This window comes from Mesorhizobium sp. B2-3-7, from assembly GCF_006442695.1.
Taxonomy (GTDB): Bacteria; Pseudomonadota; Alphaproteobacteria; order Rhizobiales; family Rhizobiaceae; genus Mesorhizobium.
In genome coordinates this window covers 45756-66831 of the sequence record NZ_VFVV01000020.1, presented here as the reverse complement: position 1 = coordinate 66831, position 21076 = coordinate 45756, and the positions used below count along the sequence as shown (strand labels likewise).

Below are 21076 nucleotides of genomic sequence, written 5' to 3'. Positions count from 1 at the left end.
AGAATTCAGTCGATGCGCCCGAACCAGGCGCCGTAGCCGCCGAGGCGGATGGAGCCGGAGCTCTGCTGTCCCGAAAATCCGTGTCCGGGCAAAGGTTGCAGCGATCGACCGCCAAGGTCAACCTCCGCTGGCCCGGATCCCAGGTTGAAGACGCAGACGATCTGCTCGTTGCCCGCGCGGCGCGTGAAGGCGACAGTGTCGCCCTGGCTTTCGATGAAATTGATATCGCCCTTGGCCAACGCCGGATGGGCACGGCGGAAGCCGAGAAAGCGTCGGTAGTGTTCGAGCAGCGAATGCTCGTCGCCTTGCTGGACATTGACGGCTTGCGACAGGTGCTTGGCCGGCACCGGCAACCACGGCTTTGCCTGGGAGAAGCCGCCATTCCTGGCGCTGCCGTCCCACACCATCGGCGTGCGGCAGCCGTCGCGGCCCTTGAATTCCGGCCAGAAGCGGATGCCGTAGGGATCTTGCAGATCCTCGAACCGCAATTCGGCTTCGCCGAGCCCCAGTTCCTCGCCCTGATAGATACAGACCGAGCCGCGCAAGGACATCAGCAATGCCGAGATAACCTTGAGATAGGCGGTCGGGTCGGCTTCGTTGGCGGCCCAGCGCGAGGCCGGGCGCATCACGTCATGGTTTGAGAAGGCCCAACACGACCAGCCGTCGCTGGCAACCTTGCCGAAGGTTTCCAGCACCGAACGGACCTTGGCGGCGCTGATCTTTTCCGGCGCCAGGAAATCGAAGGAATAGCACATGTGCACGCGCTTGCCGCCGGCTGTATAGGCCGCGACGACGTCCAGTCCGCGCTGTGAATCGCCGACCTCGCCGACCGCGGCCGTTGCCGGATATTCGTCGAGCAGGGCGCGGAAGCGTTCGAGGAAGCCGAGGTTCTCCGGACGGCTCTTGTCGTAGATGTGATCTTGGTAGTTGTACGGATTGACCGCGGGTGCGGTCTGGTCGTTGCGCTGCTCCGGCGGCAGCGGCGGGTTGTTTTCCAGCCCCTGGCTGTGGAAGTAGAAATTGATGGTGTCGAGGCGGAACCCGTCGACACCGCGCTCCAGCCAGAAGCGGGTGACGTCGAGCAGCGCGTCCTGGACTTCGCCGTTGTGGAAATTGAGGTCCGGCTGTTCCGCGAGAAAGTTGTGCAGGTAATATTGCTGGCGGCTGGTGTCCCATTGCCAGGCCGATCCGCCGAAGATCGACAGCCAGTTGTTGGGCGGCGTGCCGTCCGGCCTGGGATCGGCCCAGACGTACCAGTCGGCTTTCGGATTACTGCGGTTCGATCGGCTTTCCCTGAACCAGGGATGGATGTCGGCGGTGTGCGACAGCACCTCGTCGATCATCACTTTCAGCCCCAGCCTGTGCGCCTCCGCCGTCAGCGCGTCGAAATCGGCCAGCGTGCCGAACATCGGGTCGACGTCGCAGTAATCCGAGACGTCGTAGCCGAAATCCTTCATCGGCGATTTGAAGAAGGGCGAGATCCAGATGGCGTCCGCGCCGAGCGCGGCGATATAGGGCAGCCGCCCGATGATCCCCTTGAGGTCGCCGATGCCGTCGCCATTCGAGTCCTGGTAGCTGCGCGGATAGATCTGGTAGATCACGGCACCTCGCCACCAGTCGCTATCGACGGCGAGATCGGGCCTCGAACTGGCTTTCAAAGCGGATTGCATGGTTTCAGCCTCCTTTCACCGAGCCTGCGAGCAGCCCGCGGACGAAATAGCGCTGCAAAGAGAAGAACACGATCAGCGGCACGATGATGGTCACGAAAGCCGACGTCGTCAGGATCTCCCAGTCGCCGCCACGCGAGCCGAGCAAGGCATTGAGCTTGGCGGTCAGCACGATCTGATCCGCCTCCGTGCCAAGGAAAACCATCGCCACCAGGAGATCGTTCCATACCCACAGGAATTGGAAGATGGCGAAGGACGCCAGCACGGGAAATGACAGCGGCAGCACGATCTTGACGAATATCTCGAAATCGCTGGCGCCGTCGATGCGCGCCGATTCCATGATCTCGCGCGGCAGGCCGGCAATGTAGCTCCGCAAGAGGTAGATGGCGAAGGGCAGTCCGAAGCCGGTATGCGCCAGCCAGATGCCGAGATAGGTCTTGGAGGGCACGCCGAAGAAGGCGCCGACGCCGTTATAGAGCTTCAACAGCGGGATCAGCGACATCTGCAGCGGCACCACCAGCAGGCCGATGATGACCGCGATCAGAAGCGCGCGCCCGGGAAAGCGCATCCAGGCCAGAGCGTAAGCCGCAAAAGCGGCGATCAGGATCGGGATGACGGTCGCCGGGATAGTGACGGTCAGCGAGTTCATGAAGGAGCGGCCGATGCCTTCCGAAAACAGCACGGTCCTGTAATTGTCGGTGGTGAATTTCGGCGGCGCCGAGGAGGCATAGTAGACGCGCTGGCCGCGGTCGCCCTCGAACGCCTTGGGCGAGGTCATGACGAAGCTGCCGTCGGCATTGAGCTGCAAGGTAACGCCGTCGCCGAGATCGGCCGATGTGCCGGCCGGATATTGCGTCGGTGCCGCCGACTTGACGCCGAAGGCGCTGATCTCGCGCTTGGCGCCATCGCCGAAAATGTTGCCCTGGAGGACGAACTTGCCGTCCTTCTCGACCTGCGCCGAGGCGGGCGGCAGGCGTCCAGCTTCGGTCTGGGTCGAACTGGCGAACGAGTTCCACCAGCCCGAGGCGATGATCTGGTCCTTGTCGCGCAGCGACGATATCAGGATGCCGAGCGTCGGCATGGTCCAGATCGCAACGAAGACCAGGACGGCGATGTGAACGCCGAAGCGGCTGGCGAAGGAGTTTCCGGTCGCGACGGTCATCTCAATGTCCTCCCGTCTCTTTGTTGGCCTGGCGTATGTTCCAGACCATGATCGGAATGACCGCGATCATGATGATGATGGCGATTGTCGCGCCGCGGCCGAAATCACCGCCGCCACGGAACATCCAGTCGAACATCAGATTGGCCAGCACCTGGCTGTTCCATTGGCCGTTGGTCATGGTCAGGACGATGTCGAATACCTTGAGCACCAGGATGGTGATTGTGGTCCAGACCACGGCGATGGTGCCCCAGATCTGCGGCACCATGATTTTCCAGAAGATCTGGAACGGATTGGCACCGTCGATGACGGCGGCTTCCAGCGTCTCTTCCGGAATGCCGCGCAGCGCCGAAGACAGGATGACCATGGCAAAGCCGGTCTGGATCCAGATCAGGATCACCATCAGGAAGAAATTGTTCCAGAACGGCAGCGATATCCAGACCTGCGGCTGGCCGCCGAAATGCTGGATGATGGCGTTCAGGATGCCGATCTGCGTCTGGCCTTCGCCGCGATACTCATAGATGAATTTCCAGATGACGCTGGCGCCGACGAAGGAGATCGCCAGCGGCAGGAAGATCAGGCTCTTGGCGATCGTGCCCCACCAGATCTTGTCGGTAAGCACGGCGATGATCAGGCCAAGGAAGGTACAGGCGGCGGGCACTACGGCCAGCCAGAGCACATTGTTGAGGATCGAATTGCGGAACTCGCGGTCGCCGAAGGCCCATTGATAGTTGGCCAGGCCGACGAAATTGGCGCCGCCGCGATCGAGGAAGGACAGCCGCAGCGTCTCGACCACCGGATAGATGAGATAGATGGTCAGGATGATCATCGCCGGGCCGACGAACAGCCAGGGCCGGATCAGCCCTTGCCGGCGCAGATTGTCGACGGCGGCGGCGCCCGAGACGCCGCGCGAGGGGAAGGTGACGTCGAGCAGTTTGTTGGCGCCCCAGAAATAGGCGACGCAGCCGCCGACGCCGATGATGATGACGAATATGGCCGAGAAAATCTGAGCCGCCATGGGTCCCTCTCCCTGCACGACCCGCCAGGATGGAAACGATCCTTGCGATTGCGCCGCGCGCCGATCTCGTTGTTGAGCGCGGGCAGGCAGGGAAGCGTGTGGCTCCGTGCCCGCCGCATGCCGGAATGTCTACGCTGTCACGACTGGATCTGACCCGTCCCGGTTGGCCGGGCTGGGATGTTGCGATGGGGCCGGTCGGATCCGGGCCAACTGGCCCGGATCCGCTCGGGAGGTGGAAGCCTAGGCCTCCGCGGGTGCGGCTCTTACTTGATCGCGTCCCAGCTCTTCTGGATGTCGGTGGCGACGTCCTGCGCCGACTTGCCGCCGACCAGGTCGATCATGCCGGTCCAGAAGGCGCCGGCGCCGATCTTGCCCGGCATCAGGTCCGACCCGTCGAAACGGAAAGTCGAGGCATTGGCCAGGATCTCGCCCTGCTTGCGCAGCGCATCGCTGGCATAGGCATCTTTGTTGACCGCCTTGAACGGCGTCACGAAACCGCCTTCGGCCATCCAGATCTCATGGGCCAGCGGCATCTTAAGGAATTCGATGAACGCGCGGGCGGCCTTCGAGTCCTTGGTGATCATCGCCAGCGTTCCGGCGCCGAGCACGGGGGTGCCGAGTTCGGGCTTGGACGCATAGGGCGGGAAGTAGAAGAAGTCCGCGTCCTGGCCGATTTTCGTGCCTTCGGGGAAGAAGGTCGGGATGAACGACGCCTGATGGTGCAGGTAGCATTTCGGCGGCACCGCGAATAGGCCCTTGGGGCTGTCGCGGAAATCGGTCGCCGCGACCGCCTTGGCGCCGCCATCGACCATCTTGTCGTCGGTCGCGATCTTGCCGAAGATGTCGATTGCATTGACCACGGCCGGGTCGTTGAACGGGATCTCGTTCTTCACCCATTTGTCGTAGGTTTCCGGAGACTGCGTGCGCAGCATCAGGTCTTCCACCCAGTCCGTCGCCGGCCAGCCGGTGGCGCCGCCCGAGCCGAGCCCGATGCACCATGGCGTGCCGCCGTCGGCGATAATCTTCTTCTCGAGGTCGGCGAGTTCTTCCTGCGTCTTCGGTACCTTGTAGCCGGCTTCCTCGAAATTGTCCGGCGAGTACCAGACCAGCGACTTCACGTCGGCCTTGTAGGGGAAGGCGAAGAAGCCCGGCTTACCGTCCTTGTCCTTGAAGGTGCCGAGGTCGACCCATGACTGGCCGGCGCCGTAATTGTCCTTGACCCATTTGGCGGTATCGTCGCCGAGCGGCGTCAAGAGACCCTTGGAAGCAAGGTCCTGGATCAGGCCGGGTTGCGGCAGAACGGCGATGTTGGGCGGGCTGCCGGCCTGCGTGTCGATGACGATCTGCTGCTCGTAATTTTCCGAGGAGGAATATTTGATCTCGGCGCCGGTGGCTTCCGAGAAATAATCGAGTACGCCGCGCACCAGGGTCTCGTCCTCGCCGCGCCATGGCCCGAAGATCGACAGGGTCTCCCCCTTGAGGTCGATTTTCTTGAGCTCTTCGTAGTTTGCCCAGTTGAAACGCTTGTCCTCGCCCGGCTTAAATTTCAGCTCGGCCTGCGCGGGCGCGCCGAGGGCGAGCACGGCAAGCGCGGCGCCCAGCAAAAGCATTTTCTTCATCGGTATTCCCTCCCAGTGGGTCACAAACACCGGACGGAAACCTCCATTCCGCCCGCCGACGCCGCAGGACTGTGACTCAGTCGGAAAGGAACCGCAACCTTTCGAAGAGTCTTCCAAAGCGCTTTGGCTATTTCGATCTCGCCATTGAATCGTCCAGAAGTCAAGAGGCGTGGTAACTTAATCGATTTAATTCCGGAGTTTGGCGCCTGGAAAATCGCGCTGCAGCATGCTTTTTTGGCAGTGCAGCAGCAATTTATGTTTCAAACCTGCACCAAGCCTGCCTATGGTCGCCATGATATGACGGGCCTGCCGCAGGGCTTGGGTCGATTCAATTTAAAAGCGCTTTGAGGCATGGAGCCCTCGTGAACCTGAAGCAACTCGCGCACATGCTGGCGCTTTCGCAGACCACGGTAAGCCGGGCGCTGAACGGCTATCCCGAGGTCAACGAAGAGACGCGCCGGCGCGTCATGGACGCCGCCAAGCGCCATGGCTATCGCCCCAATCCGAGCGCACGCCGGCTTGCGACCGGCAAGTCCGGAATGATCGGCTATGTCTTGCCGACGGGTGCTGCCGTCGACATCGACCCGCACTTCGTCGAATTCCTGTCCGGCCTTGGCGATTATGCGCGCTCGCACGAGCTCGACCTGGTGCTGTCTCCCGCCGACGCCGACGACCAGGAGACGACTTACCGGCGCATCGTCGCCAACCGCCAGGTCGACGCCGTCTACATCTCCTCGCCGACGCCGGCCGATCGGCGTGTGGCGCTGGTCAACACGCTCGGTATACCCTTCATCATCCATGGCCGCAGCGAAGGTTTCGATTTCGACTATCCCTATCTCGACATCGACAATGAGGGCGCCTTTCACGAGGCGGCGCGACTGCTCGTCCAGCTCGGCCACCGGCGGCTGGCGCTGATTAATGGCGATGACCGCGAAACCTTCGCCGTGCATCGCGAGCGAGGCGTGCGCCGGGCGCTCGCCGCGAGCGGCCTGACCTTGGGCGACCGCCATGTCTGCTCCGTTGCCATGACCGAGGAGAACGGCTATCGCGCCGCCCGGCGCCTGCTCGAACAGGACGGCGCGCCGACCGCGATCGCCTGCTCCAGCCTGATCATGGCGCTCGGCGTCGTGCGCGCCGTGCGCGACCTCGGCCTGAGCATCCCCGGCGACATCTCATTAATTGCACATGACGACGTCTTCCCATGGCTGAAGCCGGAGAATTTCTCCGTACCGCTGTCGACGACGCGCTCCTCGATCCGGCTCGCCGGCGCCCGCATCGCCGAGCGTCTGGCCGCACGGATATCGGGCCTGGAGGAGGGCCCGCGCGGCGAGGTCTGGCCGGTCGACCTGGTGATCAGGGGGTCGGTTGCCGGAGCGCCTGCCTAGGGTTAGAGCCAATCGCTCCGAGGGGCCGAGTTCGACCGCTTGCGGGCGTTGCCGGAAGATCGATTGCAGTGTCATGGATAGTGGTCTGCCTGCACCGCGCTTGCTTTGGCTTTTAGAGGGTGGCAACCAGTAAGCCGAAGCCATCAACCAGCCCTCCTGGATGCCCACTTGCCCATATTCCCGTTCTCCGAAATGGATCCAATCCAACATCCTGGCCCACCGCCGAAGCGTTCGGAGGTGGTCATCATTGGTGGCGGCATTATCGGCGTAACGACGGCTCTTTTCCTGGCGAAGCGGAACATTCCGGTCACGCTGCTGGAAAAGGGCCGCGTTGCGGCCGAACAATCCTCCCGAAATTGGGGCTGGATACGAAAGCAGGGGCGCGACGCAGATGAACTGCCAATTGTCATCGAGGCTTTTCGCCTGTGGCGGCAACTGGCTGAGGAATGCGGCGAAGACATCGGGCTGCACCAGACAGGTGTGACCTATCTGGCGAACTCCGACAAGGACATGGCCGGTTTCGAAGAGTTCATGAAGATCGCCGCCATCCATGGGCTCGACACTCGCCTCCTGGACGCGGACGAAACCGCGAAACTCATCAAGGGCATGTCGCGCAAGTTCAAAGGCGCGATGACGACGCCCTCCGATATGCGCGCGGAGCCTTGGTTGGCGGTGCCTGCGCTTGCTCGTCTTGCTGTCCGAAAAGGCGCCAAGATCATAGAGAATTGCGCAGCGCGAACCCTCGAAATCTCAGCTGGCAGGATCAGAGGAGTGTGGACCGAGGCGGGATACATTGAAACCTCCAGCGTACTGGTCGCGGGCGGCGCCTGGTCGTCGCTGTTCCTGAGAAGACACGGCGTCTCCATCCCCCAACTCAGCGTCAGGGTAACCGTAGCCGCAACGGAGCCTATGCCGGAAATCTATGCAGGTGCGGCAGCGGACGAACACATCGCTTTCAGGCGCCGACAGGATGGCGGATACACGCTCGCCCCGGGAGGCAGTAATTTGCTTTACCTGGGACCCGACGCATTCCGGCACGCCACCAAGTATCTTCCCGCCCTCATGGCCAACCCGCTCGGAACCCGCTACTTTCCGTGCGCCCCATCGGGTTACCCTGACAGCTGGTCGATTCCGCGCGATTGGACCCCGGATTCCCGGAGTCCTTTCGAAAGAATGCGGGTGCTCAACCCGGCCGCTGAACGCTCCGGCCTCCGTTCTGTAGAGCGCAATTTCAGACGCCTTTTTCCACAGTTCGAAACAGTTCGCTTGAAGGCAGGCTGGGGAGGCATGATTGACGCCATGCCCGATGTCGTCCCCGTCGTGGATCACGCCCGGGCAGTCGTCGGTCTTTTCGTGGCCACGGGAATGAGTGGTCACGGCTTCGGTATCGGACCTGGAATCGGTCGCGTCGTTTCCGACCTGATACAGGGTAACGCGAGTGGGCATGATCTCAGCCGCTTTCGGCTGTCACGCTTCTATGATGGAAGCGCCGTTCGGTTGGGTCCGGCCCTCTAGATGTTTAGTCCAGCATTCGTCCCGTCTCGGCCATCGCAAATAGCCGAATGGATTTAGGAGCATGTTGCCAAGGATCATTCCTTCGCCGTCTCGGCGGCCTTGATGTCCAGCAGCCCGTAGCCGAAATCATCGTCCCGCCCTTTCGAACCGAGATCCCGGGCCGTTGCGGCAAGCGCCTTTTCGATGGCGACGGCCGAGCGGTCCGGCGCGGCGTGGATGAGATTGGCGATGGCGCCCGAGACGATCGCGGCGGCGAACGATGTGCCGGTGACGACATCCGAGCCGGCTCCGCTCGGCGCCACCATCTCGACGCCCGGCGCCGAGATGAAGACATAGGCGCCGCGATTGGCCTGCGGCATTAGCCCATCCCTGGCGTCGGTGGCGGTTACCGCGATGACGCCGTCGAAGGCGGCCGGGTAGCCATAGGGCGCCTTGGGCCCGTTGTTGCCGGCGGCGGCGACAAGAACCATGCCGAGCGCGCGTGCATTGCGGCAGGCGATGCCGAGCAGGTCGTTCTTCGGACCGACGAAACTCATATTGATGATGCGCACGTCCTGCTCGGCCGCCCAGTCGAGCGCAGCGAGGATGACGTCCATTGTCGACTTGCCGCCTTCGAAGGCACGTGCGTGATAGATCCTGGCGCCGGGCGCCATGCCCTTGAGCGCGCCGACGCCGGCGATCAGCCCGTCGATTGAGGTGCCATGGTCGCGCTTTTCGACCGGCACGTCGGGCATGGCGTCGAACTGGCCGGCAATGACCCCGGCCAGCGTCGGATTGGTGTCGTCGACGCCGGTATCGATTACCGCGACGCGGACGTTCTCGCCGCTCGCATGGTTGGCGTCGAGCGCGATGCGCTCGAACGCATAGTTGACGATGCCCGCCGCCTGCTGAAGCGAATAGATATGGTTGGGCTCACGCCGCTGCGTGCGGCTGTCGGCGGCAAGCTGCGCCAGCACCACGCCGACGGGGCGACCGTCGGGAATGCCGAAGCGCACAAGCGTGGTGCCGAGCAAAAATGATTGCCGCTGCGAGCGCACATCGAGGCCGAAGGAAGCGGCGATCTGCTGCACGGCGCCCGCATCGCCATCGACGGTCACCAGCACCTCGTCGGGCACGAAATCGCCGGCCACGGCGCGTGGCGGCTGAACGGCGATGAGATCGCTTGGCGAGACGATCGGCCCGCCCGAAGGCAGTCCGGCCTGCGTGCCGGCGGGCGGCGCCACCGGGTCCGGCCGTGGCGTCGGCACCGGTGCCGCGGGAGCGGCCGGATTGGGGAACAGGTCGACGATCAGGGCGGGAAGAAACACGGCACCGGCCGCGCCGTCACTGATGCTCTTGCCGTCCTTGCCACAGTCGGCGCCCGCCGCATCGGTGCCGTTGCGGCAGTCGATCTTTCCCCGGTTGGCATTGGCGTCGTTGCCCTGCGCCGACGCAGGCCCGGTGGCGATCGTCATCGCTGCCGCAAGAATTGCCGCAAATCGGATGACCGCCTCAGCCGCCATCGGCCGGTTTCCTTCCCTCGATCACGGTGTCGGTGAAAGGCTGGGCGGCAACAAGGCCGAGTTGCCTGGTGTAGTCGGCCGCGTTGGCGGCCGGAATGCCGAGCCGGAACACGCCCCCGGCGGTCGGTCCGTCCAGGATCTTCAGGCCGCTGCTGCCGAGAAAGGCGGCGATGTCGGACATTTTCGCGTCGGGCTTGAACTTGACCAGGGCGAACGGCATCTTCGCCATCTCGTCCTGCGCGCCCGCGATCTCGAAATTGCCGTCCTTGCCGCCGGGCTGCACGAACGACTGCACCATGACCAGCGCCAGCAGAGCCGCGGCCGCCGCCCAGGCGACGCCGACCGGCAGCGCCATGAAACGGCCCCAGGCCTGCGCCAGCCAGGACGAACCGGCGGCGGCGCGCGCCGGGCCAGCCTCCGCATCGAGCGCCCTGGAAAAGCGGCTCAGCGCGTCGGCCGGCGGACGGATCGCCTCATTGGCGGCCGCGGTGCTGGAGAATTCAGCCTCCGCCTCGCCAAGGGCGGCCATCGCCGTCGGATCGCTGGCCAGCCATTCCTCGACGGCCTCCAGTTCCGAGCCTTCCAGCGAACCGTTCAGGTAGAACGGCAGCAACGTTTCCATTTCGTCGCGGCGCGACATCTTTTCAGCGGCGCTCATGGCCACCCCCTGTCGTAACCGGCGGCCTTGAGGGCTTCGCCGAGTTTCTTGCGGGCATAAAACATGCGGGTCTTGACGGTCGCGACCGGGATGTCGAGCACCTCGCCGATCTCGGTCACCGATTGCCCCTGATAATAGGCGAGATCGATGACCACGCGATGCTCGCGCGGCAAGGCATCGATGAAGCGGCGCAAGGCAGTGCTCTTGTCCTCCTTCATGGCAACGATCTCGGGCGTATCGGCGCCGTCGGGCACCGCGGCTGCGGCCTCGTCGTCGATCCAGTCTTCCTTTTTCTTGCGCAACAGGGACAGCGCCTTGAAGCGGGCGATGCCGAGCAGCCATGTCGAGACTTCGGAACGTCCCTCGAAACCCGGCGCCTGGCGCCACAGTTCGAGGAACACCTCGTTCGCGATGTCGTCAGCCATCATTTCCGATCCCGTCTGGCGCGCCACGAAGCGGTATATCCGCGCGTGGTGGCGCATGAACAGGAGCCGCACGGCGGCCCGGTCGCCCTTCGCGACCCGCTCGACAAGCGCGCGATCGGTCTCCATCGCGCCGGTCATGACCGATCGAGCCGCCTGGCTCCTGCCTGCTCTGTCGCTGATCGGCTCAAAAAGGTTCATCCTCCGCCAAGGAATTTGCGGAGGCTAACCGAAGAAGATGAGCCTTGCCAGTGGGTGAAGGGGAAGCTAGCTCAGGAAGGGCTTCGCCTTCATCGTCTCGGGTATCGCCACCCCAAGCCGGCTCAGAACCGTCGGTGCCAGCTGCAATTGGTCGAGCAGCGTGTCGGCATCCGGTCCGTTGCCGCCGCCGAAATAATACAGCGCGAAATCCTGCATCTCCTCATCATGGCCGCCATGGTGGCCGCGGTCGGTCTGGCCGTGATCGGCGGTGACGATCACTTCATAGCCGGCGTCGCGCCAGCGCGGCAGGAAAGCGGCCAGCATGCCGTCCATCGCGTAGCAGGCATGGTCCATCTCGTGACAGTCATGGCCGAAACGGTGGCCCATCGAGTCCAGCGTGCAAGTGTGCAGGATGCCGTAGTCGATGCCGTGGCGGCTGCTCAGCATGGTCAGCGTGGCGAACAGGTCGACGTCGCTCGGCGTCATCTGGTTGCGCGCGTTGTAGCCGGTCATGGTGTGGAAGCGGCCATGCGTGATCGGCCCGCCCGGCTCGTCATACTCCATGTCCTCGACGAGGTCGAACGGGTAGGAACGGAAGAACTCCGACCAGTAGGAGTGGGTGACCGCGCCGGTTATTCCCCCGGCCCTGGTGACCTCCGAGAAGATGTCGGGCTGGCTGACGCGGAAGCGGTTCTCGTTGGAAAGAATGCCATGCGCCTGCGGCGGCACCCCGGTGTGGATCGAAGCATAACAGCAGGCCGAGGTCGACGGCAGCACCGAGCGCATCCTCCATACCCGCGCTTCGCCCGACTGCACCCAGCCTTCGAGGTTGCCCATCAGCCGGCGCCAGTTCCGGTAAGGCACGCCGTCGAGGATGATCAGCAACAGTTTGGTCTTGAGCGCCACGAGCTGCTCCATGCGATTGTCGGGGGAACGAGCACGCCACGTGTCGCACGGACACGCGGCGCTTTCGGCGGGAACTTGATGTCAGGCGTTCAGCCAGCATTCGGCGAGCGCGTAGCCGTCCATCATCTCGCCGATCGGGCTCTTGGCGAAGCCGCCGATCTTGTTGGTGGCGGCGTCGATGAACTGGTTGAAGAAAGGCACGATCAATCCGCCTTCGTCGCGCATCAGCACGGCCATGTCGTGATAGATCGCCTTGCGCTTGTCCTGGTCGAGCTCGCCGCGCGCTGCAAACAGCATCTTGTCGAACTCGGGCCGCTTGAAACGCGTGTCGTTCCAGTCGGCGTTCGACACATAGCCGGTGGAATACATCTGGTCCTGCGTGGCACGCCCGCCCCAGTAAGACAGCGAGAAAGGCTGCTTGTTCCAGACTTCCGACCAATAGCCGTCGCCAGGCTCGCGCTTGATCTCGATCTTGATGCCTGCCTTGGCGGCGCTCTGCTGATAGAGCTGTGCCGCATCGACGGCCCCGGGGAAGGCGACGTCGGAGGTGCGCAGCAGGATCGAGCCGCTGTGGCCCGACTTCTTGTAGAGCGCTGCAGCCTTTTCCGGGTTGAACTTGCGCTGTTCGATGGCTGAAAACAGCGGATAGGCCTCGTTTATCGGGAAGTCATTGCCGACCGAACCGTAGCCGCGCAGGATCTTTTCCAGCATCTCGTCGCGGTCCATGGCGAGCTTGAGCGCCATCCTGAGATCGCCGTTGTCGAAGGGCGCGGTGTCGCAGAACATGTTGAACGGGTAATAGCCCTTGCCCGAAACGTTCTCGATGCTGACGCCGGGGATGCGCTTGACTAGGTCGACCACCTTCGGCTCGACGCGATTGATCATGTGCACCTGGCCGCCTTGCAGGGCCGCCAGCCGCGCCGTCGCATCGTTGATGACGACGATCTCGACCTGGTCGGCATGGCCCGCCTTGTCGCCCTGCCAGTAATTGGCGAAGCGCTCGCCGCCATGGCGCACGCCGGGCTGGTTGACGGTCACCTTATAGGGGCCGGCGCTGATGCCCGCGTTCGGATCGTCCTTGCCGCCATTGGGCTGGATGACGAGATGATAGTCGGCCATCAGATAGGGGAAGTCGGCATCGGCGTCGGCAAGCGTGACGACGACCTCCTTGCCGTTGGCCTTGATGCCCTTGATGTTCTTGAGAATGCCGAGTGCGCCCGACTTCGACTTCTCGTCGGCGTGGCGCTCGATGGTGGCCGCGACATCCTCCGCGCCGACCGTCTTGCCATTGTGGAACTCGATGCCGTCGCGGATCTTGATCGTCCAGGTCTTGGCATCCGGGGAAGCGCCGATGTCCTCGGCGATCAGGTTGACCAACCTGTTGTCGGGGGTGAGGCGAACCAGATATTCGCCCCACTGCTTGCCGAAGCTGAAGGTGACCTGGCTGAGGTTCAGCGCCGGATCGAGGCTGTTGGTCGATTCGCCGCCCTGCAGGCCGGCCTTGAGAATGCCGCCCTTGACCGGCGTCTGCGCGAAGGCTTTCCCGGCCAGCGTCGTTGCCAGCGCCGCCGACATGCCCAGCGCCGCGGTGCGCCCGAGAAAGTCACGCCGCGATATCCGACCTTGGCCGGCGAGTTCAGCGAGATGGTCGAGTTCAGTCTTCATGTCCTACCCCTTTTTGAAACAACCGCACACAGGCGATGCCGTCCGAAGGACGTCTGGCCCTCCAGTGTTGCATCCGGATGACGTTCGTCATCTCCTTGACTGGCGAACCGCTGGCTAGTTCCCGGCGCTCGCCATGCGTCGCCCCTTGATCGCCTTTTCCAGCCAGCCGATCTCCATTTCCGGAACCGAGGACAGCAGGAGGTCGGTATAGGCATCGAAAGGCGGTGTGAGCACCTTGCTTTTGGAACCGTAACGGACCACCTCGCCGCGATACATCACCGCGATCGAATCGGCGATCGACCTTACCGTCGCAAGGTCGTGGGTAATGAAGAGATATGCGACCTTCTCGTGCTGCTGCAGGTTCAACAAAAGCTTGAGAATGCCGTTGGCCACCAGCGGGTCGAGCGCCGAGGTCACCTCGTCGCAGATGATCAGCTTCGGTTTGGCGGCGAGCGAGCGGGCGATGCAGACGCGCTGCTTCTGGCCGCCCGACAGCTCCGCCGGATAGCGGTCGAGGAAGCCTTTGCCCATCTCGATCTCGTCGAGCAATTCGGCGACGCGCCGGTCGCGCTCACGTCCCCGCATGCCGAAATAGAACTCCAGCGGCCGGCCGATGATGGTGCCGACGGTCTGGCGCGGGTTCATGGCCACGTCGGCCATCTGGTAAATCATCTGCAGCTGCCGCAGATCCTCCTTCGGCCGGTCGGCAAGCCGGTTGGCAAGCGGGCGCCCGTCGAAGGTCACCGTGCCCTGTTCGGGCGGCAGGAGCCCTGTGATGGCGCGCGCCAGCGTCGACTTGCCGGAGCCGGACTCGCCGACCACCGCCAGCGTCTGGCCGGGATAGATATCGACGGAGACGTTCTTCAGCACCTTGACATGACCGCCGCCATAAGCGGCGGTGACGTTCTTCACGGACAGGAATGGCGAGACGCCGGGTTTCTGCTCGGCGTGTTCGATCTCGTGCACTGACACCAGAGCGTTGGTGTACTCCTGGCGCGGCTCCTTGATGATCTGGCGGGTGCCGCCCCATTCGACCAGCCGGCCGTGGCGCAGCACCATGATCTCGTCCGACACCTGGGCGACGACGGCGAGGTCGTGGGTGATGTAGAGCGCGGCCACATGCGTGTCGCGGATGGCGTCCTTGATCGCCGACAGCACGTCGATCTGCGTCGTCACGTCGAGCGCCGTCGTCGGCTCGTCGAAGACGATCAGGTCCGGTTCCGAGCACAGCGCCATCGCCGTCATCACACGCTGCAGCTGGCCTCCGGAGACCTGGTGCGGGAAACGCTCGCCGATGGTTTCGGGATTGGGCAGGCTCAGCTTCTTGAACAGCGCGACGGCGCGTTTCTCGGCCTCCGCGCGCGTCGCCCTGCCGTGCAGGAGGGTGGCTTCGACAACCTGGTCCATCAGCCTGTGCGCCGGGTTGAACGCCGCTGCCGCCGACTGCGCGACATAGCAGACCTCGCGGCCGCGCAGCCTGCGGAAACCTTCCTTGCCGCCCTTGAGGATGTCGCGGCCGTTGAGGAGCACCTCGCCGCCGGTGATGCGCACGCCGCCGCGCCCATAACCCATCGAAGACAGGCCGATGGTCGACTTGCCGGCACCGGATTCGCCGATCAGGCCGAGCACCTTGCCCTTTTCCAGGGTCAGCGAGACGTCGTGGACGAGCGTGATGGTCTTTGGCGCTTCGCCCGGTGGGTAGACCATGGCTTCGATGCGCAGGTTGCGGATATCGAGGAGCGGGCTGGATTTCGCTTTGCTGTCGGCCATCATCCGCGTCCTCCTTTCAGGCTTGTCGTGCGGTTGAGCACCCAGTCGGCGACGAGATTGACCGAGATCGCAAGCGCCGCGATCGCGGCCGCCGGTATGAGCGCCGCGGCAATGCCGAAGACGATGCCGTCCTTGTTTTCCTTGACCATGCCGCCCCAGTCGGCATCCGGCGGCTGTACGCCGAGGCCAAGAAAGGAGAGCGTCGACAGGAACAGCACGGCATAGATGAAGCGCAGGCCGAGTTCCGAGACCAGCGGCGACAGCGCATTGGGCAGGATCTCGCGGAAGATGATCCAGGTGCTGCCTTCGCCGCGCAGCTTGGCGGCTTCGACATAGTCCATGACGTTGATGTCGACGGCCACCGCGCGCGACAGGCGGTAGACGCGGGTCGAGTCGAGAATGCCCATCACCAGGATCAGCGTCACCAGGTTTGTCGGCAGCACCGAGAGCACGACAAGGCCCATGATCAGCGTCGGGATCGACATCAGGAGATCGACGAGGCGCGACAGCAGCGTGTCGAACCAGCCGCCGAACACCGCCGCCGAAAAGCCGAGAATGGCGCCAAGCGAGAAGGACAACGCCGTGGCGAGCACTGCGATGAAAAGGGTGATGCGCGCACCATAGATCATGCGCGACAGCAGATCGCGGCCAAGGTTGTCGGTGCCCAGCCAGTGCGCCGCCGACATGGGCTCCCAGACGTCGCCGACGATCTCGCCATTGCCGTGCGGCGCAAGCCACGGCGCGAAGATGGCCGCCAGCACGAACAGGGCCGTCAGCACCAGGCCGACCAGCGCGGGCACGGGGATGCGTTTGATGTCGAGCATGCCCGCCCTCTTCATTTGGGATGCCTCAGGCGCGGATTGGCGACGATTGCCGCTATGTCAGCGATGATGTTGAGGCCGATATAGACGGCGGCGAAGATCAGTCCGACCGCCTGCACCACCGGCACGTCGCGCTTGGTGACGTGATCGACCAGATACTGCCCCATGCCGGGATAGACGAAGATCACTTCGACCACGACCACGCCGACGATCAGATAGGCGAGGTTGAGCATGACGACGTTGATGATCGGCGCGATGGCGTTCGGGAAGGCATGTTTGCGGATGACCGCGAAAGCCGAGAGCCCCTTGAGCTCGGCGGTCTCCACATAGGCCGATTGCATGACGTTTAGGATCGCCGCGCGCGTCATGCGCATCATATGGGCAAGCACCACCAGCGTCAGCGCCGCCGCCGGCAGCGCGATCGCCTGCATGCGTTCACCGAAAGGCATGCCGTCATAGACGGTCGAGATGGCGGGGAACCACTGATGCTGAACCGCGAAGTAGAAGACCAGCAAGTAGCCGATGAAGAATTCCGGGAAGGAGGTCGAGGCGAGCGCCAGTCCCGAGATCAGCTTGTCGACCCAGCCATTGCGGTAGCGCACCGCGATCAGGCCAAGCGTTATGGCCAGTGGAATGGCCACGATCGCCGCCCAGAAGGCGAGGAAAAGCGTGTTCCACAGCCGGCCCTTGATCGATGTCGCGATATCCTGTCCGCTCGACATGGCGGTCCCGAGATCGCCGGTCAAAACGCCGCCGAGCCAGCGGAAATACCTGATATAGGCCGGGTCGTTGAGCCCAAGCTGCTCACGCAGATTGGCGAGCGATTCCGGTGTCGCCGACTGCCCTAGGATGGCTTGCGCGACGTCGCCGGGCAGGATCTGTGTGCCGGCGAAGATCAGGACCGAGACGGCCAACAAAAGGAGGATGCCCAGCGCAACGCGCTGGGCCACCAGTTTCACGATGGGTGAGGACATCTGGGCAAGGCCGGCTCAGGCTTCGAGCCAGCACTTTGCCAGGGCATAGCCATTCATCAACTCCTGGTGCGGATCGTCCACCCAGCCGCCCACCTTGGCGCCGGTGGCGTCGATGAACTGGTTGAACATCGGCAGGATCAGGCCGCCTTCGTCGCGCACCATGACGGCCATGTCGTGATACATCGCCTTGCGCTTGGCCTCGTCCAGCTCGGCGCGCGCCGCCAGCACCATCTTGTCGAAATCCGGGCGCTTGAAACGCGTGTCGTTCCAGTCGGCGGTCGACAGGTAGGCGGTCGAGTACATCTGGTCCTGGGTCGAGCGTCCGCCCCAATAGGAGGCGCAGAAGGGCTGCTTGTTCCAGACCTCGTTCCAGTAGCCGTCGCCCGGCTCGCGCTTGAGCTCGATCTGGATGCCGGCCTTGGCCGCGCTCTGCTGGAAAAGCTGGGACGCGTCGACGGCGCCGGGAAAGGCGACGTCGGAGGTCCTGAGCAGCACCGCACCGTCATGCCCCGACTTCTTGTAGTGGAACTTGGCCTTGTCCGGATCGTATGTGCGCTGCTCGATCTCGGTGAACAGCGGGTAGGCGGCATTGATCGGGAAATCATTGCCGAGCGAACCGTAACCGCGCAGCACCTTCTTCAGCATTTCTTCGCGGTCGATCGCCAGCTTCAGCGCCATCCTGAGGTCGTTATTGTCGAACGGCGCCGTGTTGCAGTGCATGATGAAGACGTAGTGGCCCGGTCCCGCATGGTTGCGGATGGTGACGCCCGGCACGCGTTTGATCAGGTCGACGATCTTCGGCTCGACGCGGTTGACCATGTTGACCTGGCCGCCCTGCAGGGCTGCCGTACGGGCCGTGGCGTCGTTGATGACGATGATCTCGATCTGGTCGGCATGGCCCATCTTGTCGCCCTGCCAGTAGTTGGCGAAGCGCTCGCCGCCATGGCGCACGCCGGGCTCGTTGGTGGTGATCTTGTAAGGGCCCGCCGAGATGCCGGCATCGGCCTTGTCCTTGCCGCCATTGGGCTGGACGATCAGGTGGTAGTCGCTGAGCAGGTAGGGCAGATCGGCATTGGCCTCCTTCAGCGTCAGCACCACTTCCTTGCCGCTGGCCTTGATGCTTTCGATGCCTTTCATGTAGCCGAGCGCGCCGGACTTCGACTTCTCGTCCGAATGACGCTCGAGCGTGGCGGCGACGTCTTCGGCGGTCACCGTCTTGCCATTGTGGAATTCGACGCCGTCGCGGATCTTCAGTGTCCAGACCTTGGCATCGTCGGACGAGCCGATCTCCTCGGCGATGCGGTTCTCGAGCTTGCCCTCGGGGGAAAGCTCGACGATCAGTTCGCCCCACATCTTGCCGAAGGCGAACGGCACCTGCGTCATGAACAGGGCTGGATCCAGGCTGTTGGTGGACTCGCCGCCAACCAGGCCTGCCTTGAGCGTGCCGCCCTTGACCGGGCCGGCTGCGCGCGCCGCGCTCGAAAGCAGCGAGTTGGCGAAGGTCGCGGTGACGCCGAGCGCTGCCGCCCGGCCGAGAAAATCACGACGGCTGAGCTTGCCTGAAGCGACACGTCGGCTAAGGAATTCCAGTTCGTTTGACATTTTGAGTTCCTCACTCTGTTGGTTCGACCTTAGTGGTCGTTTTCTTGTTTCTTGTGAGGGGAATAATGACCGCAAGGGAAAGCGGTAAGCAAGACCGAATGCGACATGCCGTGGCGTAAATGGCACGTCGCATTTGGACCAATGCCTTGCCGCTCAAACAAGCGAGCGCGGAACCGCCTGTTCAAAATCGCGTTCGAAGACGAGTTTTTCGCCTTCGTAAGCTTCAATTCGGGCGCTTACGATGAAGTTTTTGGCGTCCGAGCGTATTTCGGCCGATGTTTCGGTGCGCACCGACCATCCGCTTCGCGACAGGGTTTGCGTCCAATGCGTCCGTCCCCCAGCCGACAACGGATCGTCCGGATGGATCGTCCAGGTCTCGCGGGCGATGCTGCCGTTCGCCAGGCCATGTGCAAGATCGCGCACCTCGCCGAAATCGTCTTCTATGGAAAGCGTGACGATGCCGGTCTTCTCGTCGCGGTCGACGCGGCGTTCCGAATTGGCCGGGCGGATCGTCTCGGTTGCCCAGGGGGAAGCAGCCTCCGGCGCGGCGAACGTGACCTCGTCGCCCGTCGCCAGCGGGCGCAGCGGCAGCTTCAGCGTCGCCGCCGACAGGCTCAGGCGGACCGGCTCCGGCGAGGGCCAGATCATGGGCCAATAGGCGTTCGAGACGGCTATGCGCAAATGGTGGCCGGCCGGCACGCGATAGGCGCACTGGTCGAGCACGACGCGTGCCGAAACGCTCTCGCCGGGGACAAGCGCTTGCGGGAATTCGTGCGAGAGGCGATGCGTCAGGTTGAGCACGCCATAGGAGATCAGTTCGGAGGCGCCATCGGGATGCACGTCGCAAAGCCGCACCGCGATGTTGGCCTGCGGGCGGTCGCAGGATAACCGGACGTCGACTTCCGGTGCGCCGACGACGTCGATCGCCTCGGCGAGTTCCGGCTGGTCGAAACACACCGACAGCGCGTCGTCGGGACGCTGGTCGCCCGGCAATTCCGGGCCGAAGGTGAACGGGAAATACTCACCGCCGGCCAGCCCACAGCTTTGCGGCGAAGCGATGGTGACGGATTTACCGCCCGCCGGGATCAATTCGATCGTTTGCGTCTTGATGTCGGGCGAAGGCCACTGCCGCTCCGCCACCCAGCGGCCCGGCCGTTCCGGATGCCAGCGCGCCGGCCGCACGCTGTCCATCACATAGGCGCGGTAGGCCGGGTCGGCCTCGACGCCGGTCTCGACGCCCTTTAGCCAGCGGTCCCACCAGCGTAGCGCTTCCTGCAGGAAGCCGATTGCCGGCTGGGGCCCGGCATAATGCGGGTATTTGTGGATCCAGGGGCCGACGATGCCTTTGACCGGCGCCTCGATGTTGGCGACGAGATGCGAGATGGTGTTGCGGTAGCCGTCATGCCAGCCGCCGATCGACAGCACCGCGGCCTTGACGGCGGAGAAATCCTCGCAGATCGAGCCGCGTTTCCAGTAGGCGTCGCGGTGCTGGTGGCCAAGCCAGAGCGGCAAAAGGAACGACTGGTTCTCCAGTCGGCTGAGCCACAGGTCGCGCCATCTGTTGTCGCCCGCCAGCAGCGGGTCCGGCGGCCGTGACGAATAGGACAGCATTGTCGAGGCCCAGCCGAAATTTTCCAGCAGCAGGCAGCCGCCCTTGTAGTGGATGTCGTCGGCATAGCGATCAACGGTCGAGCACAGGCTGATGACCGCCTTGAGCGCCGACGGCTGCATGGCTGCCACCTGCAGGCAGTTGAAGCCGCCCCAGGAAATACCCATCATGCCGACATTGCCGTTGCACCAGGGTTGAGCCGCCGCCCAGGCGATGACGTCGCAGGCGTCCTGCAACTCCTGCTCGGAATATTCGTCGTCCATCAGCCCTTCGGAATCGCCATTGCCGCGCATGTCGACACGGATCGAGGCATAGCCGTGGCCGGCGAAATAGGGATGCGTCAGCTGGTCGCGAAAGATGGTGCCGTCGCGCTTGCGGTAGGGCAGGTGCTCGAGGATGACAGGCACCGGATCGTCGCCGGCATCTTCCGGCATCCACACCCGCGCCGACAGCCGGCAGCCATCCGGCATAACGATGCCCATATCAGGGAATTCGACGACCTTGCGGGGAAACTCGGTGACGGTTTTCATGGCGCGCATAACGCCTCGCGGCGCGGCAAGTTTCAATCGCCATTCGCGACTGG

General features: G+C 63.6%; 17 protein-coding genes. 3 read left to right on the top strand and 14 right to left on the bottom strand.

Annotated features, from left to right (window positions below):
• Positions 1-5: 5 nt before the first annotated feature.
• The 4 genes from FJ940_RS27500 to FJ940_RS27485 all read right to left on the bottom strand — a co-directional run bounded on the left by FJ940_RS27500 (position 6) and on the right by FJ940_RS27485 (position 5463).
• The gene (locus FJ940_RS27500; protein WP_140567869.1) at positions 6-1670 is read right to left on the bottom strand and encodes an alpha-glucosidase; all 1665 of its coding nucleotides are present in this window, start codon (positions 1668-1670) and stop codon (positions 6-8) included.
• A 4-nt stretch (positions 1671-1674) separates the two neighbouring features.
• On the bottom strand, positions 1675-2829 hold the full coding sequence (locus FJ940_RS27495; protein ID WP_140625642.1) for a carbohydrate ABC transporter permease: 1155 nt from the start codon (positions 2827-2829) through the stop codon (positions 1675-1677).
• Position 2830: 1 nt separating this feature from the next.
• A complete protein-coding gene (locus tag FJ940_RS27490) occupies positions 2831-3844 on the bottom strand; it encodes a sugar ABC transporter permease (protein WP_140501210.1) in 1014 nt (337 codons plus the stop codon).
• Between the two features lie 263 nt (positions 3845-4107).
• The gene (locus FJ940_RS27485; protein WP_140558774.1) at positions 4108-5463 is read right to left on the bottom strand and encodes an ABC transporter substrate-binding protein; all 1356 of its coding nucleotides are present in this window, start codon (positions 5461-5463) and stop codon (positions 4108-4110) included.
• Positions 5464-5586: 123 nt separating this feature from the next.
• Here FJ940_RS27485 and FJ940_RS27480 point away from each other — a divergent pair, with 123 nt between their 5' ends.
• From FJ940_RS27480 to FJ940_RS27470, 3 genes are all read left to right on the top strand, one after another.
• Entirely contained in the window at positions 5587-5811 is a 225-nt protein-coding gene (locus FJ940_RS27480; protein WP_140558773.1) for a hypothetical protein, read from the top strand.
• 14 nt (positions 5812-5825) lie between these two features.
• Complete coding sequence (locus FJ940_RS27475) at positions 5826-6848, top strand: substrate-binding domain-containing protein (protein WP_140501204.1); 1023 nt, start codon at positions 5826-5828, stop codon at positions 6846-6848.
• Positions 6849-7016: 168 nt separating this feature from the next.
• Positions 7017-8363: an FAD-binding oxidoreductase gene (locus FJ940_RS27470; protein WP_140658484.1), complete on the top strand. Its 1347-nt coding sequence runs from the start codon at positions 7017-7019 to the stop codon at positions 8361-8363.
• A 74-nt stretch (positions 8364-8437) separates the two neighbouring features.
• Here FJ940_RS27470 and FJ940_RS27465 read toward each other — a convergent pair whose 3' ends face one another.
• The 10 genes from FJ940_RS27465 to FJ940_RS27420 form a co-directional block, all read right to left on the bottom strand.
• Positions 8438-9865 carry a S8 family serine peptidase gene (locus FJ940_RS27465; RefSeq protein ID WP_140658482.1) on the bottom strand — a complete coding sequence of 476 codons (1428 nt, stop codon included), beginning with the start codon at positions 9863-9865 and terminating at the stop codon, positions 8438-8440.
• Entirely contained in the window at positions 9855-10523 is a 669-nt protein-coding gene (locus tag FJ940_RS27460; RefSeq protein WP_140558770.1) for an anti-sigma factor, read from the bottom strand. The genes FJ940_RS27465 and FJ940_RS27460 overlap by 11 nt, the downstream gene beginning before the upstream one ends.
• A complete protein-coding gene (locus FJ940_RS27455) occupies positions 10520-11086 on the bottom strand; it encodes a sigma-70 family RNA polymerase sigma factor (RefSeq protein ID WP_140512795.1) in 567 nt (188 codons plus the stop codon). Before FJ940_RS27455 ends, FJ940_RS27460 begins: the two co-directional genes overlap by 4 nt.
• Before the next feature lie 126 nt (positions 11087-11212).
• A complete protein-coding gene (locus tag FJ940_RS27450; RefSeq protein ID WP_140658480.1) occupies positions 11213-12052 on the bottom strand; it encodes an alkaline phosphatase family protein in 840 nt (279 codons plus the stop codon).
• 81 nt (positions 12053-12133) lie between these two features.
• On the bottom strand, positions 12134-13717 hold the full coding sequence (locus FJ940_RS27445; RefSeq protein WP_140658478.1) for an ABC transporter substrate-binding protein: 1584 nt from the start codon (positions 13715-13717) through the stop codon (positions 12134-12136).
• A gap of 114 nt (positions 13718-13831) precedes the next feature.
• Positions 13832-15487 carry an ABC transporter ATP-binding protein gene (locus FJ940_RS27440; protein ID WP_140501254.1) on the bottom strand — a complete coding sequence of 552 codons (1656 nt, stop codon included), beginning with the start codon at positions 15485-15487 and terminating at the stop codon, positions 13832-13834.
• Positions 15487-16311, bottom strand: a complete 825-nt coding sequence (locus FJ940_RS27435; RefSeq protein ID WP_140501190.1) for an ABC transporter permease — start codon at positions 16309-16311, stop codon at positions 15487-15489. The genes FJ940_RS27440 and FJ940_RS27435 overlap by 1 nt, the downstream gene beginning before the upstream one ends.
• An 11-nt stretch (positions 16312-16322) precedes the next feature.
• Entirely contained in the window at positions 16323-17282 is a 960-nt protein-coding gene (locus FJ940_RS27430) for an ABC transporter permease (protein ID WP_140512803.1), read from the bottom strand.
• 15 nt (positions 17283-17297) lie between these two features.
• Positions 17298-18884: an ABC transporter substrate-binding protein gene (locus FJ940_RS27425; protein ID WP_140658476.1), complete on the bottom strand. Its 1587-nt coding sequence runs from the start codon at positions 18882-18884 to the stop codon at positions 17298-17300.
• A gap of 153 nt (positions 18885-19037) precedes the next feature.
• Positions 19038-21023, bottom strand: a complete 1986-nt coding sequence (locus FJ940_RS27420) for a CocE/NonD family hydrolase (protein WP_140658474.1) — start codon at positions 21021-21023, stop codon at positions 19038-19040.
• Between the last annotated feature and the right edge of the window lie 53 nt (positions 21024-21076).

Bases quoted from the DNA above. Each gene is read 5' to 3' on its own strand.
- FJ940_RS27485 (WP_140558774.1), bottom strand. From the start codon at position 5,463: ATGAAGAAAATGCTTTTGCTGGGCGCCGCGCTTGCCGTGCTCGCCCTC.
- FJ940_RS27460 (WP_140558770.1), bottom strand. From the start codon at position 10,523: ATGAGCGCCGCTGAAAAGATGTCGCGCCGCGACGAAATGGAAACGTTG.
- FJ940_RS27420 (WP_140658474.1), bottom strand. From the start codon at position 21,023: ATGAAAACCGTCACCGAGTTTCCCCGCAAGGTCGTCGAATTCCCTGAT.
- FJ940_RS27445 (WP_140658478.1), bottom strand. From the start codon at position 13,717: ATGAAGACTGAACTCGACCATCTCGCTGAACTCGCCGGCCAAGGTCGG.
- FJ940_RS27435 (WP_140501190.1), bottom strand. From the start codon at position 16,311: ATGCTCGACATCAAACGCATCCCCGTGCCCGCGCTGGTCGGCCTGGTG.
- FJ940_RS27465 (WP_140658482.1), bottom strand. From the start codon at position 9,865: ATGGCGGCTGAGGCGGTCATCCGATTTGCGGCAATTCTTGCGGCAGCG.
- FJ940_RS27490 (WP_140501210.1), bottom strand. From the start codon at position 3,844: ATGGCGGCTCAGATTTTCTCGGCCATATTCGTCATCATCATCGGCGTC.
- FJ940_RS27440 (WP_140501254.1), bottom strand. From the start codon at position 15,487: ATGGCCGACAGCAAAGCGAAATCCAGCCCGCTCCTCGATATCCGCAAC.
- FJ940_RS27495 (WP_140625642.1), bottom strand. From the start codon at position 2,829: ATGACCGTCGCGACCGGAAACTCCTTCGCCAGCCGCTTCGGCGTTCAC.
- FJ940_RS27425 (WP_140658476.1), bottom strand. From the start codon at position 18,884: ATGTCAAACGAACTGGAATTCCTTAGCCGACGTGTCGCTTCAGGCAAG.
- FJ940_RS27455 (WP_140512795.1), bottom strand. From the start codon at position 11,086: ATGACCGGCGCGATGGAGACCGATCGCGCGCTTGTCGAGCGGGTCGCG.
- FJ940_RS27430 (WP_140512803.1), bottom strand. From the start codon at position 17,282: ATGTCCTCACCCATCGTGAAACTGGTGGCCCAGCGCGTTGCGCTGGGC.
- FJ940_RS27500 (WP_140567869.1), bottom strand. From the start codon at position 1,670: ATGCAATCCGCTTTGAAAGCCAGTTCGAGGCCCGATCTCGCCGTCGAT.